17 protein-coding genes are annotated in these 19,544 nt (G+C 70.1%); 7 read left to right on the top strand and 10 right to left on the bottom strand.

Features of this window, described 5'->3' with window-relative positions; all coding sequences use genetic code 11:
• Positions 1-32: 32 nt before the first annotated feature.
• Positions 33-767, top strand: a complete 735-nt coding sequence (locus tag MED15_RS03625) for a VOC family protein (protein ID WP_112734784.1) — start codon at positions 33-35, stop codon at positions 765-767.
• Here MED15_RS03625 and MED15_RS03620 read toward each other — a convergent pair.
• The gene (locus MED15_RS03620; protein ID WP_112727072.1) at positions 754-2,874 is read right to left on the bottom strand and encodes an amylo-alpha-1,6-glucosidase; all 2,121 of its coding nucleotides are present in this window, start codon (positions 2,872-2,874) and stop codon (positions 754-756) included. The two genes, MED15_RS03625 and MED15_RS03620, sit on opposite strands and share 14 nt — an antisense overlap.
• A 206-nt stretch (positions 2,875-3,080) precedes the next feature.
• On the opposite strand from MED15_RS03620, the gene MED15_RS34755 reads away from it, so the two are divergent.
• On the top strand, positions 3,081-3,686 hold the full coding sequence (locus tag MED15_RS34755; protein ID WP_373861048.1) for a TraR/DksA family transcriptional regulator: 606 nt from the start codon (positions 3,081-3,083) through the stop codon (positions 3,684-3,686).
• 69 nt (positions 3,687-3,755) lie between these two features.
• On the opposite strand, the gene MED15_RS03610 is transcribed toward MED15_RS34755, so the two are convergent.
• The 4 genes from MED15_RS03610 to MED15_RS03595 form a co-directional block, all read right to left on the bottom strand.
• Positions 3,756-4,421: a DUF2306 domain-containing protein gene (locus MED15_RS03610; protein WP_112734783.1), complete on the bottom strand. Its 666-nt coding sequence runs from the start codon at positions 4,419-4,421 to the stop codon at positions 3,756-3,758.
• 98 nt (positions 4,422-4,519) lie between these two features.
• A complete protein-coding gene (locus MED15_RS03605; RefSeq protein ID WP_112583502.1) occupies positions 4,520-5,182 on the bottom strand; it encodes a response regulator in 663 nt (220 codons plus the stop codon).
• Positions 5,179-6,318 (bottom strand): sensor histidine kinase, encoded by a 1,140-nt coding sequence (locus MED15_RS03600; RefSeq protein ID WP_112734782.1) that lies wholly within the window; start codon positions 6,316-6,318, stop codon positions 5,179-5,181. Before MED15_RS03600 ends, MED15_RS03605 begins: the two co-directional genes overlap by 4 nt.
• Positions 6,319-6,401: 83 nt before the next feature.
• Positions 6,402-8,687: an ATP-binding protein gene (locus MED15_RS03595; protein WP_167457562.1), complete on the bottom strand. Its 2,286-nt coding sequence runs from the start codon at positions 8,685-8,687 to the stop codon at positions 6,402-6,404.
• 144 nt (positions 8,688-8,831) lie between these two features.
• On the opposite strand from MED15_RS03595, the gene MED15_RS03590 reads away from it, so the two are divergent.
• Positions 8,832-9,431, top strand: coding sequence for a hypothetical protein (locus MED15_RS03590; RefSeq protein WP_146754708.1), 600 nt, complete (start codon positions 8,832-8,834; stop codon positions 9,429-9,431).
• A 167-nt stretch (positions 9,432-9,598) separates the two neighbouring features.
• Positions 9,599-10,864, top strand: coding sequence for a prolyl oligopeptidase family serine peptidase (locus MED15_RS03585; protein WP_112734780.1), 1,266 nt, complete (start codon positions 9,599-9,601; stop codon positions 10,862-10,864).
• 77 nt (positions 10,865-10,941) lie between these two features.
• On the opposite strand, the gene MED15_RS03580 is transcribed toward MED15_RS03585, so the two are convergent.
• From MED15_RS03580 to MED15_RS03570, 3 genes are all read right to left on the bottom strand, one after another.
• Positions 10,942-11,466 (bottom strand): hypothetical protein, encoded by a 525-nt coding sequence (locus MED15_RS03580; protein WP_112583506.1) that lies wholly within the window; start codon positions 11,464-11,466, stop codon positions 10,942-10,944.
• A gap of 119 nt (positions 11,467-11,585) precedes the next feature.
• Positions 11,586-13,244, bottom strand: a complete 1,659-nt coding sequence (locus MED15_RS03575; protein ID WP_112734779.1) for an RICIN domain-containing protein — start codon at positions 13,242-13,244, stop codon at positions 11,586-11,588.
• Positions 13,245-13,306: 62 nt separating this feature from the next.
• Positions 13,307-14,821, bottom strand: a complete 1,515-nt coding sequence (locus MED15_RS03570) for a family 43 glycosylhydrolase (RefSeq protein ID WP_112727076.1) — start codon at positions 14,819-14,821, stop codon at positions 13,307-13,309.
• Positions 14,822-15,078: 257 nt separating this feature from the next.
• Here MED15_RS03570 and MED15_RS03565 point away from each other — a divergent pair, with 257 nt between their 5' ends.
• A complete protein-coding gene (locus MED15_RS03565; RefSeq protein WP_112583509.1) occupies positions 15,079-15,513 on the top strand; it encodes a glutaredoxin domain-containing protein in 435 nt (144 codons plus the stop codon).
• Between the two features lie 13 nt (positions 15,514-15,526).
• Here MED15_RS03565 and MED15_RS03560 read toward each other — a convergent pair whose 3' ends face one another.
• A complete protein-coding gene (locus tag MED15_RS03560; RefSeq protein WP_208646475.1) occupies positions 15,527-16,714 on the bottom strand; it encodes a metal-dependent hydrolase family protein in 1,188 nt (395 codons plus the stop codon).
• Between the two features lie 272 nt (positions 16,715-16,986).
• Here MED15_RS03560 and MED15_RS03555 point away from each other — a divergent pair, with 272 nt between their 5' ends.
• Both MED15_RS03555 and MED15_RS03550 read left to right on the top strand, forming a co-directional pair.
• A complete protein-coding gene (locus MED15_RS03555; RefSeq protein ID WP_112583511.1) occupies positions 16,987-17,406 on the top strand; it encodes a VOC family protein in 420 nt (139 codons plus the stop codon).
• Between the two features lie 296 nt (positions 17,407-17,702).
• Positions 17,703-18,656 (top strand): cyclase family protein, encoded by a 954-nt coding sequence (locus MED15_RS03550; protein WP_225855185.1) that lies wholly within the window; start codon positions 17,703-17,705, stop codon positions 18,654-18,656.
• Here the strand turns inward: MED15_RS03550 and MED15_RS03545 are convergent.
• Positions 18,634-19,482 carry a CPCC family cysteine-rich protein gene (locus MED15_RS03545; protein WP_112734778.1) on the bottom strand — a complete coding sequence of 283 codons (849 nt, stop codon included), beginning with the start codon at positions 19,480-19,482 and terminating at the stop codon, positions 18,634-18,636. The two genes, MED15_RS03550 and MED15_RS03545, sit on opposite strands and share 23 nt — an antisense overlap.
• Between the last annotated feature and the right edge of the window lie 62 nt (positions 19,483-19,544).

Below are 19,544 nucleotides of genomic sequence, written 5' to 3'. Positions count from 1 at the left end.
GAGACGCGGGCACAAGCCCTAGCATCGCCGGCATGGCGACACGGCTTGTGCAGATCAACATGAAGGCTCGGGACGACTCCCCGTTGGGCGGGTTCTGGGCGCAGGCGCTCGGTTGGGAGGTCTCCAGCGAGGGACCCGGCGTGACCAACCTCGAACCCGAGGGCTTCGTCTACCCCGACCCCGTCGCTGTCTGCATCGACCTCGTCGTCTCCCAGGAGCCCAGGACGGTGAAGAACCGGGTGCACGTGGACCTCGCCACCACCTCGGCGGCCCACCAGGCGCAGGTGGTCGCGCGCCTGAAGGATCTCGGCGCAACACCTGCCGACGTGGGCCAGGGCGACGTGCCGTGGACGGTCATGGCCGACCCGGAGGGCAACGAGTTCTGTGTGCTGGACCCCCGACCGCTCTACCGGGACACCGGACCGATCGCCGCCGTGGTGGTCGACTGCGCGGACCCGCGCGCGATGGCCCGGTTCTGGAGCGAGGCCACGGACTGGACAGTGCACGAGGTGACCGACCAGATTGCGCGACTGCGCTCCGCGAAGGGCGTCGGTCCCTATCTGGAGTTCGTCCGTACACCTGACGTGAAGAGCGGATGGAACCGCGTCCACCTCGACGTCCGCCCGTACCCCGGTGACGACCCGGAGGCCGAGGCGGCCCGGCTGCGGAGTCTCGGCGCGACCCCCATCGACCTGGGCCAGGACGTCCCGTGGAGGGTGCTCGCCGACCCGGAGGGCAACGAGTTCTGCCTCCTCACCCCGAGCTGACCGTCTGTCGGGCGCCGTGGACGGTGACCCCGGTCAGCCGGATGGTCCCCAGCGCCTCGGGAACGTGGGGATCGGTGGCGAGGATCCCGTCGTTCGCATCGAGCCCGAGCATGGTCCGCAGGAACAGCAGGGGAGCGCCGCTGGCCCAGGCCTGGGGATTGCAGGCGGTGGGGTACGGCACGGGTCGTCGGCCGAGCGAACGGTCGTACCCGGAGATGGCCTCGGGCAGGCGGTGCCCGAAGTGGGCGGCGGCCTCCAGCATCGCCATCGCGATGCGGTTCGCGGCGTCGCGGTGACCGTACCGGGCGAGCCCGGCGGCGATGATCGAGTTGTCGTGTGGCCAAACGGTCCCGAGGTGGTAGCCGATGGGGTTGTAACCCACGTCCTCGGTGGAGAGGGTCCGGACACCCCAGCCGGAGAACATCTGGTCGGACATCAACTGCCGGGCCACCGCGGCGGCACGGTCCGGCGGGACGATGCCACTCCACAGCAGGTGGCCCATGTTCGAGGTCATCGAGTCGATGGGGCGCTTGTCGGCGTCGAGGCCGATCGCGTAGTAGCCGCCGCGGGCAGGCAGCCAGTAGTCGCGGTTGAAGCGTTCGCGCAGCTCGGTGGCCTCGGTACGCAGCCGTCGCGCCAATGCGCGGTCGGCCCACGGGCCGTCGGCGAGTTGTGCGGCGCGCAGCTTCGCGTCATAGGTGTAGCCCTGGATCTCACAGGTCGCGACCGGCAGGGTGGGAAGGCTGCTGTCGGCGAACTGGACCCCGTCCGGTGAGTCGCGCCAGCAGTGGTTGCGCATACCTTCGGGGGAGCGGGTGGCGTACTCGACGTAGCCGTCGCCGTCGCGGTCTCCGAAGTTGTCGATCCACCGCAGAGCGGCGTCGGCGTTCGGCCGCAACCGCTGGACCAGCGCGTCGTCGCCCGTCCACCGCCAGTACTCGGAGAGCAGGATGAGCCACAGCTGGGTGGTGTCGGCCGCGCCGAAGCACGGGCCGTACGGCATGATGCCGAGCTGCGTCAGCTCACCGGAACGGAACTCGTGGAGTATCTTTCCCGGTTCCTCGTCGCTGAAGTCGTCGACGGCGCTGCCCTGGTGCGCGGCGAGAGTGACCAGCGCGCCCCGGGCGACGTCGGGTCCGCAGCTGACGCTCTGGTAGGCGGTGATCAGAGTGTCCCGCCCGAAGACCGCCAGGAACCAGGGCATGCCGGCCGCCAGCAGAACGACCTGCTCACCCCGAATCTCCTTGGCGATCCGCATCGACACCAGATCGCTGGCCGACTTGTGGTACACGTCGCGCAACAGGTCTGATTCAGCGCTCAGGTGTGGCTTGTTGGCCCTCCACCGCCAGGCTGCGTCGTCGGCGCCCGGGTCCTGCTCTTCGCCGAAGGTGCGGCTGGCCGGCTGGTAGTCAGTGCCCCGACAGTTCAGCAGCACCCGCAGCTCACAACCCCAGGTCTGACCTCGCCCCAGGTGCACGTCCCAGACCAGTGCGTCGCCCTCGACCCGATCGGCACGCGGCTCGGCCTCCACTGTGGTGACGGCCGACCAGTGCGAATTCTGGTAGGAGAAACGCAGCGCCGAGCCGTCCGACCGGTGGGTCCGCCGGATGTCGGCCAGCCTGCTCCGTCCCGTTCCCTTGATCTCGAACAGATCAGCGAAGTCCGCGCCGACATCCAACCGCAGACGCACGGAGATCGGCTCGGCACCAAAATATTGCACAGTGATCCGCTCGCACATGCCGTCGCCGACGAATCGTTCCCGTCGCACGCCGACCCGGTTCGCCGCCAGGCCCTCGACCTCTGGATTCGCGAGAAAGAAGGCCGCCGAGTACGGATCGACGGGGTTCGCGCTGAGGACGAGCGGAGCCTTCCCGTCGACTGTCAACTCCCAACGGCTGAGGTAGCGGGTGTCGTCGTGCACCAGACCAGCGATGGAGTCGGCCGGCACGTCCCCGGCCGGGTTGGACAACATGAAGGTCCGGCCTTCGAATATGCCGACAGCGTCCGAACCCAACTCCGGCGGCATGTCGCGGTTGGCGCCACCGTGAGCCTTGTCGGGTTGTTGCGTCGTCGACGGGGACCCGGACGGTGTCGACTGAGATTGCATGGCATTCTCTCCCCCCGGTAGGCAGGGTAAAAACCCCGCCACGCACCGCAGTCTAGGACTCGAAAAGATGACCTCGCTGCGATATCGAAGGGCGCCCACCGGGTTCGGGCAACGGCCCTATTGCGGCGAAAAGCGGCAGTTCGTGGCCGGAATGAGGCCCCACCGCGGACGTTGGCATTAGGGCAACGTCGCTCTATGGTGGGGGCATGCCGCCGGTGACCTTCCGCTCGCCCGCCGCCACCGAGGTGGCGGTGTGCGGTGCTGTCCGCGTGCCGACGGCGACCCGCCCCAAGGCCGACATGCGGGTGCCGGTTGTCCGCGCGCCGCACACCGTGCCCACGCACACAGTGTCGAGCCCGATGCGAACCGGCCGAGGCCCACCCGCGGAGTCGTTGCATACCCAGAACGACCGCCAGGGCGAAGCTATCAAGCTTCGGCCCTTTTTGTTTTTCCCGCCCATTCCCCTTGAAAGGCAGATCATGAGCGTCGATCATCGTCCTACTCCCGACCAGAGTTGGCTGGCTGACCTACGAGCGTCCCTGGCGGACGACTTCGCCACCCAGACGGCTCGGCTGCGGGAACTGACCGAGCTCAACGCGGACACCGGCGACCCCGGCGAGGCCCACAACCAGGCCGCGCTGCTGCTGGCCACCCGCCAGAACATCGAGCAGATCACCGGTGCGCTGAACCGGATCAGCGACGGCACCTACGGTGCCTGCCAGAGGTGCGGCCGGAGCATCCCGGCCGAGCGGCTCGAAATTCTCCCGCACGCTCGCTTCTGCGTGCCGTGCCAGGAGAAGCAGAACAGGTGACGCCCCGGTGTGGCTGCCGTACCGCCGGCACGGCAGCCACACCGTCAGGTGCTAGAGGGGTGACGACCCTCAGCCCTTCTGCCGCTCGGGCTCCGCTCGGCGCACTGCCGCCGCGGCGACGGCCGGAGCTGGACGCCGCAGGTACCACTCGGCCACGGCAAGGTTGATCAACCATCCGGCGACCACCAGGCCGGCCCGGAGGTTCCCGTCGGGCTGGTCGCCGGTCGCAATGAGGTACGGCGCGTGGGTGAACGCCTGGGTGCCGGCACCGAGGCCGATCGCGTAGCCGCGCACCATCCACCTGCGGTGCTGGGCGATGTCCCGGCGGAGCACGGCGGCGAGGCCGAGCAGGATCGAGCCGGCCATGGCCGAACCGAAGACGAGTCGCATGCCGGCGAGCACGTCGTTGTCATGGGCGGGCAGGTCGTACGCGACGGCCATCCACAGGCCGGTGATCGCGACCGTCAGCCCACAGGGGACGAGCAGCCGGCCGGCCCTGCGGTGCCACGAGTGCCGGCGCAGACGGGGTACGAACTGGAACGCGCCGAGGATCGTGTAAACCACCGCGCCGACGATGTGCAACACCACAGGCAGCGGATCGGCGACGAAGCGCGCGTTCGCCGGGGTGACCTCCGGTCCGGCGCCCAACTCGGTGAGGCGTCCCGCGCCGGCGAGCATCGGTATCAGCCCCAGCAGGATCAACGCGGCCGGTAGCCGCCACTCGCGCATCGTCATAACACCGATGGTGGACGCCGCACCCGCCCCCGCTCATCGGCACATGGGCCGCGATCGGGTCGGCCCATGGTCGCACCCCGTCGTCGTACTTCCGGCGCTCACCAGTGCCGTCGGCGGCGGTTGGTCTCGTACGCCCACATCGCCACCTCGACCCGGTTACGCACCCCCAGCTTCATCATCAGGCTGGTGACGTGCGACTTGACAGTGCTCAACGTGATGTAGAGCTCGTCGGCGATCTCCTGGTTGGTGCGTCCCCGCGCGACGGCGACCAGGACCTGCTCCTCCCGGTCGGTGAGCGCCTCGATGGGCTGCGCGCGCGGCGCGGCCGGGTCCGCGTCGGCGAACGCCTTCAGCAGCCGCGTGGTGACACTCGGAGCTATCAGCGCGTCCCCGTTGGCGGCCGCGTGCACCGCCTGGCTGAGCAGGTCAGGACCGGCCTCCTTGAGCAGGAAACCGCGGGCGCCGGCCCGCAGCGCCGCGTACACGTACTCGTCGAGGTCGAAGGTCGTGATGACGACCACCGCGAGCGGCTCCGGGACCGTTGGCCCGGCGAGCGCCCGGGTGGCCTCGATGCCGTCCATGCCCGGCATCCGAATGTCGAACAGACACACGTCGGGGCGGAGCCGCCGGGCGAGCTCGACGGCCTGGCGGCCGTCGCCAGCCCCACCGACGACCTCGATGCCAGGTTGAGTGTTCAGGATGATGGTGAGGCCGGTACGGACGATCTCCTGGTCGTCCGCCACGAGCACGCGAACCGTCACGCGCCGACCCCCTCGCGCGGAAGCACGGCCGTGACGGTCCATCCGCGGTCGGGATCGGGGCCGGCCTCGCAGGTGCCGCCGAGCAGGTCGGCGCGCTCCTTCATTCCGACCAGCCCGAAACCGGGCGAACCTGTCGGGCGGGCGCCGCCGGCCTCGCCGTCGTCGCTGACCCGCAGGCACACCGACGTGTCGTCGGCCGCCACGCTGACCTCGATGCGGGTGGCGTGGCGCGCGTGCCGACGGGCATTGGTGACCGACTCCTGAGCCAGGCGGTAGAGCGCGGAGCCGACAGTGGGCGGAAGGCCGCCGAGGTCGCCTCGCAGATCCACGTCGACGGTCGGCCCGGTGCGGAACTGGCCGGCGAGCCGTCCGATGTCGGCGACCTGCGGGTTGGGCCCCAGGTCGGCAGGCTCGTTGCGGCGCAGGACGCGGACCATCGCGCGCATCTCGGCCAGCGCACGGGACGCCTCGGCCTCGATGGTGTGCAGCGCCTCGACGGCGGCATCCGGCTGACTCGCCGACGCCGCGATGCCGGCCTGGGCGCGGATCGCCATCGCCGACACGTGGTGGGCCACCGTGTCGTGCAGGTCGCGGGCGAGCCGCTCACGCTCCAACAGCTTCACCTGATCGAGCTCGCGCTGCCGGGCGGCAGCGCGGAAACGGATCGCGACACCCAGCGTGGCGGCGGCGAACATCACCGCGAAACCGGCGACCAGCTCACCGCCGTCGACCGAGTCGACCAGGCCGGCGGCGGTCACTTTGGCCACCACGAAGAATGAACCGAGCACCGCATCCCGGCCGGAGCCCCAACGGAACAGCGCGTACACCAGGAGGACCAGGAAGCTGGCCGTGAACAGCTGGCAGGGATCGCCGGGCAGCACGAACGGGGCGACCGTCGTGCAGCCGAACGCGATCACCACCATCGCCAGCGGCGCCGTACGCCGCCACAGGAGCGTGGGCAGCAGCGCGAGCACGACGACGACGCAGCCCACCCGCCAGGGCAGATCGGGTCGTAAGACCCCTTCCACCAGGATCGCCGGCGCGAGGACTGCGATCAGCGCCCAGTCACGCCACACCCTCGACAGGGCGGGGGAGACACGCGGCTCGGCCAACACCGCGTGCAGGCGAGGGTGCATGGACCCATCGTACGAACGGTGGTGCGACTTCAGATCGTCCCAAAGTACGACCCGGGTGGCCGGTCGCTGGGCGATGATCTCGATTACAGCAGCTGGAGTTTGGCGCGGACGGCGGCGGCGTCCGGGTGGTTGAGGGCCGTGAAGATGTCCAGTGCCCGCTGCCAGTCGGCCCGACCGGAGGTGGGGTCGCCAAGGGCGTGGCGGGTGTCACCGAGCCGGCTGAGGGTGTCCGCCTCACCCCAGAGGTCGCCGAGGTCACGGGTCAGCTCAAGCGTGCGCTCGTAGCACTCCACGGCCCGGCCGTACTGGCCGAGGTGGTGGTGTGCGAAGCCGAGGCTGTCCCAGGTCGCGGCCTCGCCGGCGCGGTCGTCGAGCTGTTGGAGGAGCGCGAGGGCCTGCTCGCAGTACGCCAACGCGGCGGGGTGCTCGCCGAGTTGGGCATGGCACCAGCCCACCGCGTTGAGCGCGTCGGCCTGGGCTCGGCGATGGCCGGCGGCCTCGGCCAGCACGAGGGTCCGCTTCGAGTGCTCAAGGGCCTTCCGTGGCTCGCCCTGCCGGTCCCACAACGAGGCGAGGTTCTGGTGCGTACGCGCCTCGCCCTCGGCGTCGTCAGCGCGGAGGTACAGGTCGAGGGCCCGTTCGAGGTGGCCCAGCGCGTCGGCGTACCGGTTGACCGCGGTGTGGGCGCCGGCGAGGAAACGGTGCGCGACCGCCTGCGCGACCGGGTCGCCGAGACGCTCGGCGGCGAGCAGGGCCGCCTTGCAGGTCTCGACGCGGTCGTGCCAGTGCCCCTGCCGGTCCAGGAACGTGTCGAGGGCCCGTCCCAGCCGCCAGGTGTGCGCGTCGAACCCCGCACCGGCGGCCTGGCGGAGCGCGGCGAGCAGGACCGGGTGCTCGGCGGTCAACCAGGCCATCGCCTCCGCGTGGGTGGTGGGTCGCTCAGGATGCACGCCGGCCGCGGGCGGGGTCATGAGGTGGTCGACCGGGTCGCTGTGCGGGCGCAGCAGGGCGTCGGCGGTGTGGGTGGTGTGGGTGTAGTGGTCGAGAAACCTTGTCGTGGCGGCCCTGCGGTCCGGCTCGGGGTCGGTGCCGTCGCTGAGTTCGGCGGCGTACGCCCGCAACAGGTCGTGCGCCGTGAACCGGCCGGGCCGGTACTCGGCGAGCAGGTTCGCGCGGGTCAGCTCGGTCAGCGGCCGGTGGGTTCCTTCCGCCGGAAGACCGGCCAGGCTCGCCGCCGCGGCCACCGTGATGTCCGGACCGGGGTGCAGGCCCAGCAGCCGGAACAACCCGGCCGCCGGCGGGGCGAGCGCGGTGTACGACCAGGAGAACACCGCCCGTACCTCCCCGACGGCGTCGCCCGCGTCCAGTACGCCGAACCGCCGACCAGCCGTCCCCAGTTCGGTCGCGAGGGTGCCCAGCGGAAAGCCGGACTGCTGGACTCTCGCGGCGGCGATGCTCAACGCCAGCGGTAGCCGTGCGCAGGCGGCGATGATCGCCTCGGCGGCCTCCGGCTCGGCGGCCACCCGTTCGGCGCCGAGCCGATTGGTGAGTAGACGACTGGCCGCGTCGCGGCTGAGCAGGCCGAGCGGGATCGGGTGCGCGCAGTCGAGGCTGACCAGCGAGGTGAGCTGGTTGCGGCTCGTCACCAGCACCACGGTGGTGGATGTGCCGGGCAGCAGCGGACGGACCTGTTCGGCGTCGCGGGCGTTGTCCAGCACGATGAGGACCCGTTTGCCGGCCAGCGCGCTGCGGTACAGCGCGGCCTGGGCGTCGAGGTCGGCGGGCACCCGGGCGGCCGGCACCCCGAGAGCGTCCAGGAAGCCGTGCAGCACCTTCGCCGCGCTCAGCGCCTGCCCGCGCGGGTCGAAGCCGCGTAGGTTCACGTAGAGCTGACCGTCGTCGAACTGGTGCGCGACGCGATGCGCCCAGTGCACGGCCAGGGCGGTCTTGCCCACCCCGGCGGTGCCCGAGATGGCGGCGACCACGACGGCGGTGGGCGCGGCGACGAGCTTGTCGAGAAGGGCCAACTCGTCGTCACGGCCGGCGAGGCTGGCCACGTCGGCGGGCAACTGCCGGGGCACCAGCCGGTCGGGTGTGCGCGGCGCGCGGCGGCGGCTCTCCTCGATCCGGTCCCGGGCGGTGGCCAGCGCACCCTGCTCGGCCGGCGTGGCACCGAGGAGCCGGACCAGAGCGTCGAGCCGGTCGGTCGGCGGCAGCGTCTTCCCGGTGAGGTATTCCGCGATCGCGGTGTGCGACCAGCCGGTGCGGGCGGCCAACTCGCGATAGGTCAGCTCGCCGTCACCCTGGTGGCGTGCGTGCCTGCGTCGCAACGCCCGCAACAACCCGGCAAGGTCATCGGACGTTCGCACCCCCGCAGCGTCCAGTGTCCCGCCCCCCGTCGGCAATCGACGTTCGTCAGTGTACGGCGGTGTACGGAATCCCGGCCAGAGGCTCGGCTCGTTCGGCGATCCTGCTCGGGTGCAGAGCGCACTGATCGAACCATTGGAGGTCATGTGTCCGTACATCTCAAGTCTCTGGTCCTGGCCCTGACCGTGCTCGCGGCGACGCTCACCGTCCCGGCGGCCGCCGCGTCGGCGGCGCCCGACGCGGCCATCTGCAGGACGAAGGCCGCCTGCGCCGACGGTGGCCTGCGCGCTACCCCGTCGGGCAGTTCGGCCCGTACCACCGGCGACATCACGACCAACGCGATCCCGGTGCCCACGCCGCCCGCGTTCCCGCCGGGCACCCCCTGCTACCGCGAGGAGGTCTCCGAGGCGGTCTACGAGACAGCCACCTACACCACCATCTACGAGTTGTACTTCCAGGCGAGCGTCTGCCTGTTCTCCAACGAGATCGTGCTGTACGGCCTGGACACGTCCCTCTCCTTCCCCAACGACGTGCAGGACCCCCGACTGACCTCGATGCGGTTCGTCGTGCGCGACCAGATCGTCAACTACAGCCCGACCGAGAAGGACGGGTACTCCGAACTGTGGGTGACCTTCTGCCCCGACCCGGCGCAGCCGAGCGCCTGCCAGCGGTACCTGCACCGGCTGGGCCTGATGTTCAACCCCGCCTGGGTCTACCCGTTCTCTGTCTTCGAGCGCCTGAGCTGACCGTGCGGGCGATCCTCCTGCCGTGACTGATCAGGGCGTCTTCCGCCTAGCTCCATGACGTGGGGCGCCCTGATCACTCGTGCCCGCACCGGTTGCCAGCGGATCTCCGCGGCGTTACGTTGAGATGCCATCGATGACCTTCTACATCGCAAGGTACGGGGGACCGCATGTCCACGTCTGTCACTCGTCGCACCGTTCTGGCCGGTGGGGCCGGTGCCGCCATCGGCCTGGTCCTGCCCGGCCCCGCCGCCCACGCCAGTGGCCGCCATCCCACCAGCGTGAGCTTCACCCTCGACGCGACAACGCTCGACGGCGGCGAGCAGGTCACCTCGGTCACCCTCGACACCCGCCGGCTCGGGCCGATCGACCCGGCCGGGCTGACCCCCGGCACGTTCAGCGTGCACGCCAAGGCCACCAGCCCGATCCCGATCGCTCCCGGGGACCAGATCTTCAGCGAGTACGACCTGGACCGTACGGTCACCGCGGCCCGGCTCGACCGGCACGGGAACATCGTGCTGGAGCTGAGCCACGCCGAGGGTCAACCCGGAGGTGGCACCCTCGGCTACATCCTGAGCCGGGGCCGCAACGTCCGGCTGGACCTCGTCTACACCATCACCCAGAACACCCCGATCGTCCGGCGGCGCGGCTCACCGGTCACCATCAGTCGCTTCGTGCAGGCAGGGCTGTCGAACCCCGAGGTGGACGCCTTCAGCTACCACGTCTCGGGCTCGGGTATGAAGTACCGGCTGTACTCGCCCGACCACTCGCCCCGGCACGACCGACGGCCGCTGATCGTCTGGCTGCACGGTGGCGGCGAGGGCGCCTCGCTGCCGGACGGCTACTACGACAACGAGACCACGCTGCGCGCCAACCGGGGAGCGCTCGGCTTCGCCACCCCGCAGGCCCAGCGGATCTTCTCCGGCGCGTACGTCGTCGCTCCGCAGAGCACCTCCTACTGGATGGAGGACGGCCCCCGGTTCGCCCCGCTGATCCGCGAGATCGTTCAGGACCTCGTACGCCGCAAGCGTGTCGACCCGGACCGGATCTACGTGGTCGGGTGCAGCAACGGCGGCTACATGTCCCTGGAGATGACCTCGACCTACCCCGACCTGTTCGCCGCCTCGGTGCCGATCTGCGGTGTCGTCGAGCCGCTCAGCGGGGAGGGCCCGCCGCTGATCACCGACGCGGAGTTGGCGAGCATTCGGACCCCGACCTGGCTGGTCACCTCGCGCGACGACGACACAGTGCCACCCGAGACCAACACGATCCACGCCCACGACCTCATCCCGGGATCACTGATCAGCCTGTACGACCACGTCGTCTGGGACGGCTATCAGTTCCCCGGTCACTGGTCCTGGATCTACGTGGCCCGCAACGACCCGAGCCTCAACGGCACCCACATCTGGCAGTGGATGGCCCGCCGCCGTCGGTGATCTGCCGGCCGGCGAGGCGGAGGTTCGGCTCCGGGTCGACCCTGCGAGGTCGGCCCGGAGCCGTTGACTGGCGTGGATCACTGCTTGCGGCGTAGTTCCCGCAACACCCCGTGCCGGCGCAGTGCCCAGGCGAGGCGTCGGACGCTCGGGTGCCGCACGAACAGCACCGCCGCCCGGCGGATCAGACCGAACCGGTCGTCACTCAGCTGGTTCTCGATCGCCTGCCAGATCAGCTCGCGCACCTTGGCACTGGCCAGCACCGCCCGCACCTCACGCCGCACCACCGGATCCTCGGCCGCCGACGCGATGGCGGCAGCCTGACCCGGCCGGTCCGCCAGCGGCTCCACCGCCGCCGCGACAAGCGGCCCGCGCACCTCGTCGCGCTCCAGCAGCAGCAGCACCGCTTCCCGAATCTCGACAGTGTCCAGGGCGGACCGCAGCAGGCTCAGCAGGCTGCGCTCCACCTCGTGGTCATGGTCCGGAACGGACAGCGTGGCCAGCAGCACCGCGACCTCATCAAGATCGACGACGTGTCGCACCCCGGAACGGAACTCCGGCAGCTCCCACGCGACCTGTAGAGCCTTGACGAGATTGCGGTTCATGGGCCATCGCTACCCGCAAGCGCCAGCCGACGAAACCCCGCGACCGGCCCGGGCGGAAGCACCGACCACGATCCGGTGCAGAGCGGCCGCCCCAACCCGGGCGGCCGCTCTTCACCGGCTCAGCACCACGTCAGGGTCGAGTTGACCCGGGTGACGTTGCTGATCGTGTTGTTCGCGCCACCGCAGGGGCTCTGGGTGATGTTGGTGCCGCTGACGGTCAGATTCTGGAATCGGATGCCGGAGGAGATCGGGAACTCGCTCCGGGCCGCGATCCGCACCTCGCCGCCGCCCGTCACCGTCCCGGACACCCCGGCGATGGTGACGTTGTAGCAGTTCTCCACCAGGATCGCGTTGTTGCCCGTGTTAGAGATCGTCACCCGGTCGATGACCGCGCCACCGGACTCGGACACGCAGAAGATCCCCCGACCACCGCCGGACGCGAGCACGGTTCCGACCCGGATGTTGGTCGGGTACGAGTTGCCCACCCGGCCGTTGCGGTTGGCCATCCGGAACGCGGCGTACCCGGTGCCGGCCCCGGCGCCCTGCGCGTCGACGGTGCCCACCGTGGCGTTGATCGTGTCATTGAGCAGCAGGCCGGAGTCCCGGGTGTTGCGGGCCGTGACCGTGCCGATCGTCAGACCGTCCACGCCGTACGTCTCCACCCCGTGGGTGCCGGTCCCCGACACGTACACGGTGTCGATGCGGACGTTGCGCACCTTCACCGCTCGATCCCCACCATGGTTGTCGATGCGTACGCCCAGACCGGCGGAGAGCCGCATGTCGATCTGCCCGAGAGTCAGGTTGTTCACGTTGCGCATGAAGATCCCGTACAACGGCGAGCCGGTCAGCGTGAGGTTCTGCACCTCGACGTCAGTGGTGCCCCGCGAGTACACCGGCGCCTGGTCACCCGAACCCGACCCGGTCACGTTGATCGTGCCGCACACGGCCAGGGTCGTGTACGACGGCAGCGACAATCGCGAGCCCGCGCTCATCGAGCCGGAGCCGCGAACCACCACCCGCTGCTTCGACGTACGACCCGCCGAGAGCGAGTTGACCGCCGCCTGCATCGCCGACAGCATGTCCGAACCCGTGTAGACAGTCGACGAGCCGTTGCGGGCCGTCCAGGTGCTCCCGCTCAGTACGGCCTCGGCGTTGGTGGACCCGCTGCCACAGCCGGTGGTCGGTGGCGTGCTGCCGCTACCGACCGCGACCAGCTGCCACTGCTGGTTCGGGCCGTTGAGGTCGGCGTACTGACTGATCCGGCCGCCGTCGGCCGTGGACCGCTCCCAGACCTCAAGTGCCTTCGCGGAGTGGCGGTTGATCAGCCGGACGTAGCCGCCGTCGGAGTCGAGAACCTGGAACTGCTGGTTGGTGCCGTTGACATCGGACCACTGGCGGTACTCGGCGCCGTCGGCGGTGTTCCACTCCCAGAGGTCGACGACCTTGCCGCTGTGCCGGGCCTTGAGGCGGTAGTAGCCGCTGCCGGAGGAGACGAACTGGAACTGTTGCCACGCGCCGTCGTTACGGGACCACTGCTGGATCACCGCGCCGTCTGCCGTCGAGGTGTCCCGGACGTCGAGGACCTTGCCGCTGTTGCGGTTGACCAGGACGTAGTAGGCGTTGGTGTCGATGGTCGCCGCCGCTGCCGGCGGTGCGCCGACCAGAGCGGCACCGGCCGCGCCGACCAGCGTGGTGATCATGGCGAACACCAGGCCCGTACGCCGGCCGCGACGGATCGGCCCGCCGCCGGACGGTCTTCTGGTGATGCTGAAGGGCATCGCTCCTCCTGGCTGGAATGGGCTCCGGACGAACCTGGACGGGTATCGACGACCGCGGGCACCTACTCGAGGTGGAAGGTGGCCGAAGCGCGCTCGGCGCTCGAACTGACCGCCTCGATGTAGAGCAGTCCGTCGCGGTGGCGCACGTGGCGGCCCGGGAAGTTGTGCGACTCCAGTGAGATCCCGGCGCTGTCGGCGAGGCCGGCTTGACGACGGAAGCTCGCGTCGCCGCCAAACAGCGCCGAGCCGTCGTTCTTCTCCACGTACAGGGCGTAGCCCCGGTGGCGTAGGTAGTAACCGGGGAAGTTGGTCGACTCCAGCGACACCGATCCGCCGCCGGCGAGGCCGGTGACGATGCGGAACTGGGAGTCGGCCAGGTTGGTCACGTTCGGCTCGATCCGTGCCCGGTAGTCGTAGTGCCGGATGAAGCTGCTGGCCTGGTCATGGGACCGCAGCCGCACCGGTGTGGCCCCATCGGGCACCGGGATGCCGAAGTTCGGGGTGCCGTCGGCGTTCCAGTACACCTTCTGTAGCCGGGTGCGTCGGTTCGGGTCGTTGAGCGGATCGCCGGTGATGTCGCGGTAGTTCCGGTCGTGGTAGACGAGGATGTCGCTCTGCCCGTCCTCGGAGACGGTGAACGAGTTGTGGCCGGGGCCGTACTGGCCGGTGGCCGCGTTGCTGGCGAACACCGGGCTGGCGCTCTTGCTCCAGGAGGCGGCGTCGAGCAGGTTCGCGCTGGCGGAGGCGCTCAGCATCCCGAGGCAGTAGTTGGCGTCCGTGGCGCTGGCCGAGTAGGTCAGGAAGATCCGGCCGTTTCGTTGGATCACCGCCGGTCCCTCGGCAACCCGGTAACCGCGGGTTTCCCAGTCGTACGTCGGTACGACGAGCCGGGTCACGGTCCCCGTGATCTGCCACGGGTTGGCACCCATCCGGGCGAGGTAGACGTTGGAGTTGTTTCCGATCGACGGCTCCTGCTGTGCCCAGGTCAGATAGCGCACCCCGTTGGCGACGAAGGTCGAGGCGTCCAGGCTGAAGGTGTCCCAGGGTGTGGTGATCCGGCCGCGTTCCGTCCACGAACCGGTCAGCGGATTCGCGTTGGCGTTCTCCAACACGTACATCCGGATGCGCCACACGTCGTCGGTGCGGCCCGCGGCGAAGTAGACGTACCACCTGTTGTTTATGAAGTGGATCTCCGGCGCCCAGATGTGGGCGCCCATCTCTCCGCTGGTGTGGCGGCTCCAGATCGTCGTCTCCGCGGCCGTTGCCAACCCTTGCAGGGTGGTCGCCCGGCGCAGCACGATCCGGTCGTACTGCGGCACGGTCGCGGTCAGGTAGTAGTAGCCGTCGGTGTGCCGGAAAATGTGCGGGTCGGCCCGCTGGTTCACCAACGGGTTGGTGTAGTTGACGGCCGGCGCGGCGTGCGCCGGCGCGGCCACGGGCAGGCCGGCCGACACGGCCAGCACCACCAGCACCGCGGCCAGCGTCGACCGCAGACGCCGAGGGACACCGTGGCCGGCAGGCCCCCGGCGGACGGCCCGACGGGTGTTCGGGTCGGTTCGAGGGAATGGCAGCGGCATGTGTCCTCCGCGAGATTGGGGACGGTCATTGACCAGCACCTGTAGCGCGCGGCGATTTGTGGCCGGTCCGGTCGACGCCACGCGGCGACGTCGGGCAGGGCCGGGGAAGAGGCGCGAAGGGCTGGGAATGTGACGGTGGCGTTGCTACCAGGTGGCGGAGTTCATGTTGGCGTTAACATCGATACATGTCAAGGCGTGAGGGCCGCCGGCCTGGCCGGAACAGCGGCCGTCGCGTACCGGGAGGTAGGGTCCTCGGCGTGCTGCGACGGTGGGTTCTGGCGATCCTGATGGCGACGTGCGGCGTGCTGGTGGCTGCGGCGCAACTGGCCGACGATCTGCCCGTCGTCGGCGGCGTCGAATTGGTGGTCTTCCTGGCTTTGGCGCTGCTGCTGTCGCCGTGGGCCTTTCCCCGCTCGATGGGCGCCGCCGAGGCGCAGCGGGCCAGCGCGCTGGACGGCCGGCCGATCGTGTACTGGCGTCCCGGCTGTCACTACTGCCTGCGGCTCCGGTTCTCCCTCGGCCGGCTCGCCCGGCGGGCGCACTGGGTGGACATCTGGCGCGACCCGGCCGCTGCCGCCGCCGTCCGGGCGGTGGCCGGCGGCAACGAGACAGTGCCCACCGTCGTGCTCGGCGATCAGGCTGTCGTGAACCCCGACCGGGCCTGGTTCCGTGAGCAGCTCCGCTCGTCCTGACCCGGCGACACCCTTATCTCACGAGGTCACCGGCGAGGTATACCGCGAGCGGGCGGCGCAGCACCGTGATGTCGCTCGTCGGGTCGCCGTCCACGATCAACAGGTCGGCCTCGAACCCGGGGCGGACCCGGCCCTTGCGCCGCCCCAGGCCACACACCTCGGCGCCGACCGACGTGGCCGCGGCGAGGGCGACGGTGGCGGATATGCCGCAGACCACGTACTCGACGAGCGTCTCGGGCAGGATCCCGTGCGGCTTCGCGGGGCCGAGGCCCGCGTCCGAACCGGCCACCAGGCGGACCCCGGCCCGCTGCAGGGTGGCAACGCCGTCGCGCAGCGCGGCCTCGCTGAGCCCGGCCCGCGCCGCCATCTCCACCACCTCGGGTGGCGTGACCACGGCCGGGTCGGTGCCGAGCGTGGCACAGACCGCCACCCCGGACGCGGCCAGTCGGTCCGCGAGCTCAGCGGGAACACGGGCGCCGGCCGCGGTGACGCAGGTGCAGTGCTCGATGCCGTCCACACCGACGCGCAGCGCCTGCTCGACCGCGCTGAGCGCGTGCGCGTGCGCGGTCACCGGCAGGCCCAGATCGTGGGCCTGCGTCAGTGCGGCGGTCAGTTCCTCGTCGGTGAACTGCGGCCTCGTGGTGTCGGTGCCCGGGGTGAACACCCCGCCGCTGGCCATGACCTTCACCAGATCGGCACCGGCCGCCACCCGCAGACGTACGGCCTCGCGGATCCCGTCGACACCGCTCGCCTCACCCCCCAACGACCAGCAGTGCCCGCCGACGCTGGTGAGCGGTGCGCCCGACCCCACCACCGTCGGAAGGTCGTTCCGCACCCGCCGATCCCGCCAATGCAGCACCGCGTCGCGCCGGTCGCCCAGGTCCCGGACCGTCGTGACGCCGGCCGCCAGGTGCGTACGTAGCGACGCCTCGACGACCCCGTCAAGGTCCGACTCGGGACGATCGGCGAGCCGGCCGAGCGCGTCGGGCCCAGCGTCGGCGCACAGGTGCACGTGCGCGTCGACCAGGCCGGGCAGCAGCGTGCCGTTCGGCTCCTCACGCACCGGCCAGTCTTCCGGCGCCTCGGCGCTACCCCGGTGCACCTCGGCGATGCGCCCCTCGTCGAGCAGGACCAGCACCCCGCCGTCCACGAGCCGTTCGCCGTCGAACATCCGGGCCACCCGGACAGCATGCATCGTCATCGTCACCCCAACCCGCCCCGCTCGGACACTGCCGTCACCACCGACGCCCGCGATGCCGTTGTCCGCTGACGGCCACCGGTGATGGCCTGACCATCGCACCGCCAACGGCGCACGGCCTCCCTCGCCGGAGCGATATCCCATCCCCCTGCCGGGTCGGCACCCGAGGGGTCAGTCGGGGCATCGCCCGCCGCAGTGGCGTTTTCGCCAACATCTGTGGGGGATACGACGCCGCCCGACTTCTCGCGCTGGACGGGCGACGACAGGAGGACGTCATGGCGTTGGCCAACCCGGCACCCGACTACTTCGAGCCCGAGGACGGCATGTTCCTCGCAACCTTGCTGATCGTTCGCGATCTGGCGCGGTCCCGGGAGTACTACGAGCGGGTGTTCGGGGCGACCTGCGTCCACGAGAGCAGCCCGCTGATCATGAAGTTCTTCAACAGCTACATCATCATCAACGTCGAGGGCGGTCCGACGGACGACAAGCCGACGGTGCAGGCCAAGGCGCCGGCCGACTCCAACACGCTGAGCTGCGCGATGAACGTCCGGGTCCGGGACATTCGGAAACTCTACGAGGAGTGGAAGTCCCGGGGCGCGGACTTCCTCACCGAGCCGAAGGACCACGGAACGGAGATCCGCTGCTACCTGCGCGACCCGGACGGCTACCTGGTCGAGGTGGGTCAGGGCCTCTGACCGTCGGCGGGCAACGGCGGTGATGCCGACAGGGCGAGCCATCCGGCCGCCCGGCGTCCTCGCGTCGTACCTCGCTCGCCCGTTTTTCCCTCGCCGACGAGTTCTACTACGGCAGCTTCGTCATCCGCCACGACGACCTCGCCGCCGGTCGACTGGACGAGGCGCTCTCCGTGACCGAGTTCAGTGAGTAGAACACCAGCGCGGCTGCGCTGCCTGCGGTCCTCCGTCGATCAAGCGGCGGGCTACTCTGACCTGCGGTGCCTCGAAACCGCGTGACACGAGGAGTCGATGCTGACATGACGGCAGGGCGACCGATGCCAACCCAGGACGAGGTGCTCGGGTACTTCGACACGCTGTCCAACTGGGGGCGGTGGGGCGACGACGACGAGCGCGGAACGCTGAACCACATCACCGACGACGTCCGGTTGGCGGCAGCGCGGGCGGTGCGGCACGGCAGGAGTGTGTCCTGCGCGTGGGAGGTCGCCGCACCGGCAGACATGGAGCGGTCGACGACGACGTGCCCGTGCACCGCCGACATGCCGGGTGCGGAGAACATGCCGCCCGCCTTCCACGCCGACCGGCGCTGGGGCTTCTCGTCCGAGCGGCTCGGCATCTCGTTCCACGGCAACACCCTCACCCACCTCGACTCGCCGTGCCACATCTTCTGGGACGGCACGATGTACAACGGGCGGTCGCACTCGCTGGTCGACGCCGCGACGGGCTCGGCGTGGGCGGCCGTCACGGCGGCCGCGAACGGGATCGTCACGCGTGGTGTCCTGCTCGACGTCGCGACGGCCCGGGGTGTGCCGTGGCTGGAGCCGGGGCAGGGCGTTTTTCCCCACGATCTCGAGGAGGCCGAGCGTCGCCAGGATGTGCGGGTGCGACCCGGCGATGCGGTACTCCTGCGGACCGGCTACGGGCGCTTCCGGCACGAGAACGGTGCGGCCAGCGGTTTCACGCAGGCCGGCTGGCACGCGTCCTGCCTGCCGTGGCTGCACGAACGGGGGGTGGCGCTGATCGGCGCTGACACCCCCCAGGACGTTCAGCCGTCCGGGTACGACGACGTGTTGATGCCGGTCCACGCCGTGAGCCTCGTCGCGATGGGTCTGTGGATGCTCGACAACTGCGACCTGGAAGCCTGCGCGACGACGGCCGCCGAGCTCGGCCAGTGGGACTTTCACCTGGCAGTCGCACCCGTCCGCTTCGTCGGCACGTCCGGCAGCCCGGTCAACCCGATCGCCACGTTCTGAACTCGGGTGCTGCGTCTGTCGACGCATCGACGTTGTCGGACCATCGTGTGAAGATCGAAGCGGTGATGTAGTAGCCGCCTTGGCTGTTCCTGGTCGCCACGTGGAGATCCACCGAGGTCGGCGTGACCTGCAGCAGGTGGGCGTCCCAGTCCTGGTAGCGAAGGTCCCGCAGCCACACTTCTTCAAGCTCCGCTGCGACCTGCTGTGGCGTTGCGGCTTGTTCGGCGAGGCAGTGGGCGGTCAGTTGACGGGCAGGGTCCGCACTGCTGGACACTGTCACCTGCCGGATCGATCGGCAGCGCCAGAGGTAGTGGTCGAAGTCGACCTCCATGCCGGAGAGGTTGTCAGGATCGGCAGGCGGCGTCGCGTCGGCGACAGCAAGCACGGCAGCGACGAACTCGGTGACCCGACTGTCGGCGTCGTCGCCGTAGGTGAGGGCACTGGGTGTGACGTCCTCCCACCAGGCTCTCGAGGTGCGGCGCCGCCACCAGTACAGGATCGTCCGATCGTCGGGCCAGGGGGCGAGGCTTCCGCCGCGTGGCTCGAACCGGTCGCGACGATCATGGATGCGCCGCCAGAGGGGATCCTGCTCGAAATCGGCTACGCCGGCGCGGGTCTGCGTACCGGCATCGGGGCTGGACACGGACGGCGTGACGCTCCGCTGGGCATCGACCAGTGAGCGTTCGTTCGTGCCGCCCGCCTGATACGGCCAGCGGAGTTGGTAGACGTCGTCCTCCCACCCGCACACGGGACAGATCTCATGAGATCCCGGTGGGTCCGAGAGGGTGCGATATCCGCAGCACACACAGGGGTACGCGGGCTCCATGCCGCTGATCGTGCACCAGGAATCCCGTCGAGTCCTGCGCTTTTTGGGGTGCCGGCCGGGCG

The organism is Micromonospora noduli (assembly GCF_003264475.1).
In the GTDB taxonomy this organism is placed as follows: domain Bacteria; phylum Actinomycetota; class Actinomycetes; order Mycobacteriales; family Micromonosporaceae; genus Micromonospora; species Micromonospora noduli.
The sequence above is the reverse complement of the archived record's forward strand: the minus strand, read 5'-3'. Positions and strand labels throughout refer to the sequence as shown.

Excerpts from the sequence above, each read along its gene's own strand:
- MED15_RS03625 (WP_112734784.1), top strand. The coding sequence starts at position 33 with ATGGCGACACGGCTTGTGCAGATCAACATGAAGGCTCGGGACGACTCC.
- MED15_RS03620 (WP_112727072.1), bottom strand. The coding sequence starts at position 2,874 with ATGCAATCTCAGTCGACACCGTCCGGGTCCCCGTCGACGACGCAACAA.
- MED15_RS34755 (WP_373861048.1), top strand. The coding sequence starts at position 3,081 with ATGCCGCCGGTGACCTTCCGCTCGCCCGCCGCCACCGAGGTGGCGGTG.
- MED15_RS03610 (WP_112734783.1), bottom strand. The coding sequence starts at position 4,421 with ATGACGATGCGCGAGTGGCGGCTACCGGCCGCGTTGATCCTGCTGGGG.
- MED15_RS03600 (WP_112734782.1), bottom strand. The coding sequence starts at position 6,318 with ATGCACCCTCGCCTGCACGCGGTGTTGGCCGAGCCGCGTGTCTCCCCC.
- MED15_RS03585 (WP_112734780.1), top strand. The coding sequence starts at position 9,599 with ATGTCCACGTCTGTCACTCGTCGCACCGTTCTGGCCGGTGGGGCCGGT.
- MED15_RS03580 (WP_112583506.1), bottom strand. The coding sequence starts at position 11,466 with ATGAACCGCAATCTCGTCAAGGCTCTACAGGTCGCGTGGGAGCTGCCG.
- MED15_RS03575 (WP_112734779.1), bottom strand. The coding sequence starts at position 13,244 with ATGCCCTTCAGCATCACCAGAAGACCGTCCGGCGGCGGGCCGATCCGT.
- MED15_RS03570 (WP_112727076.1), bottom strand. The coding sequence starts at position 14,821 with ATGCCGCTGCCATTCCCTCGAACCGACCCGAACACCCGTCGGGCCGTC.
- MED15_RS03560 (WP_208646475.1), bottom strand. The coding sequence starts at position 16,714 with ATGACGATGCATGCTGTCCGGGTGGCCCGGATGTTCGACGGCGAACGG.
- MED15_RS03555 (WP_112583511.1), top strand. The coding sequence starts at position 16,987 with ATGGCGTTGGCCAACCCGGCACCCGACTACTTCGAGCCCGAGGACGGC.
- MED15_RS03550 (WP_225855185.1), top strand. The coding sequence starts at position 17,703 with ATGACGGCAGGGCGACCGATGCCAACCCAGGACGAGGTGCTCGGGTAC.
- MED15_RS03545 (WP_112734778.1), bottom strand. The coding sequence starts at position 19,482 with ATGGAGCCCGCGTACCCCTGTGTGTGCTGCGGATATCGCACCCTCTCG.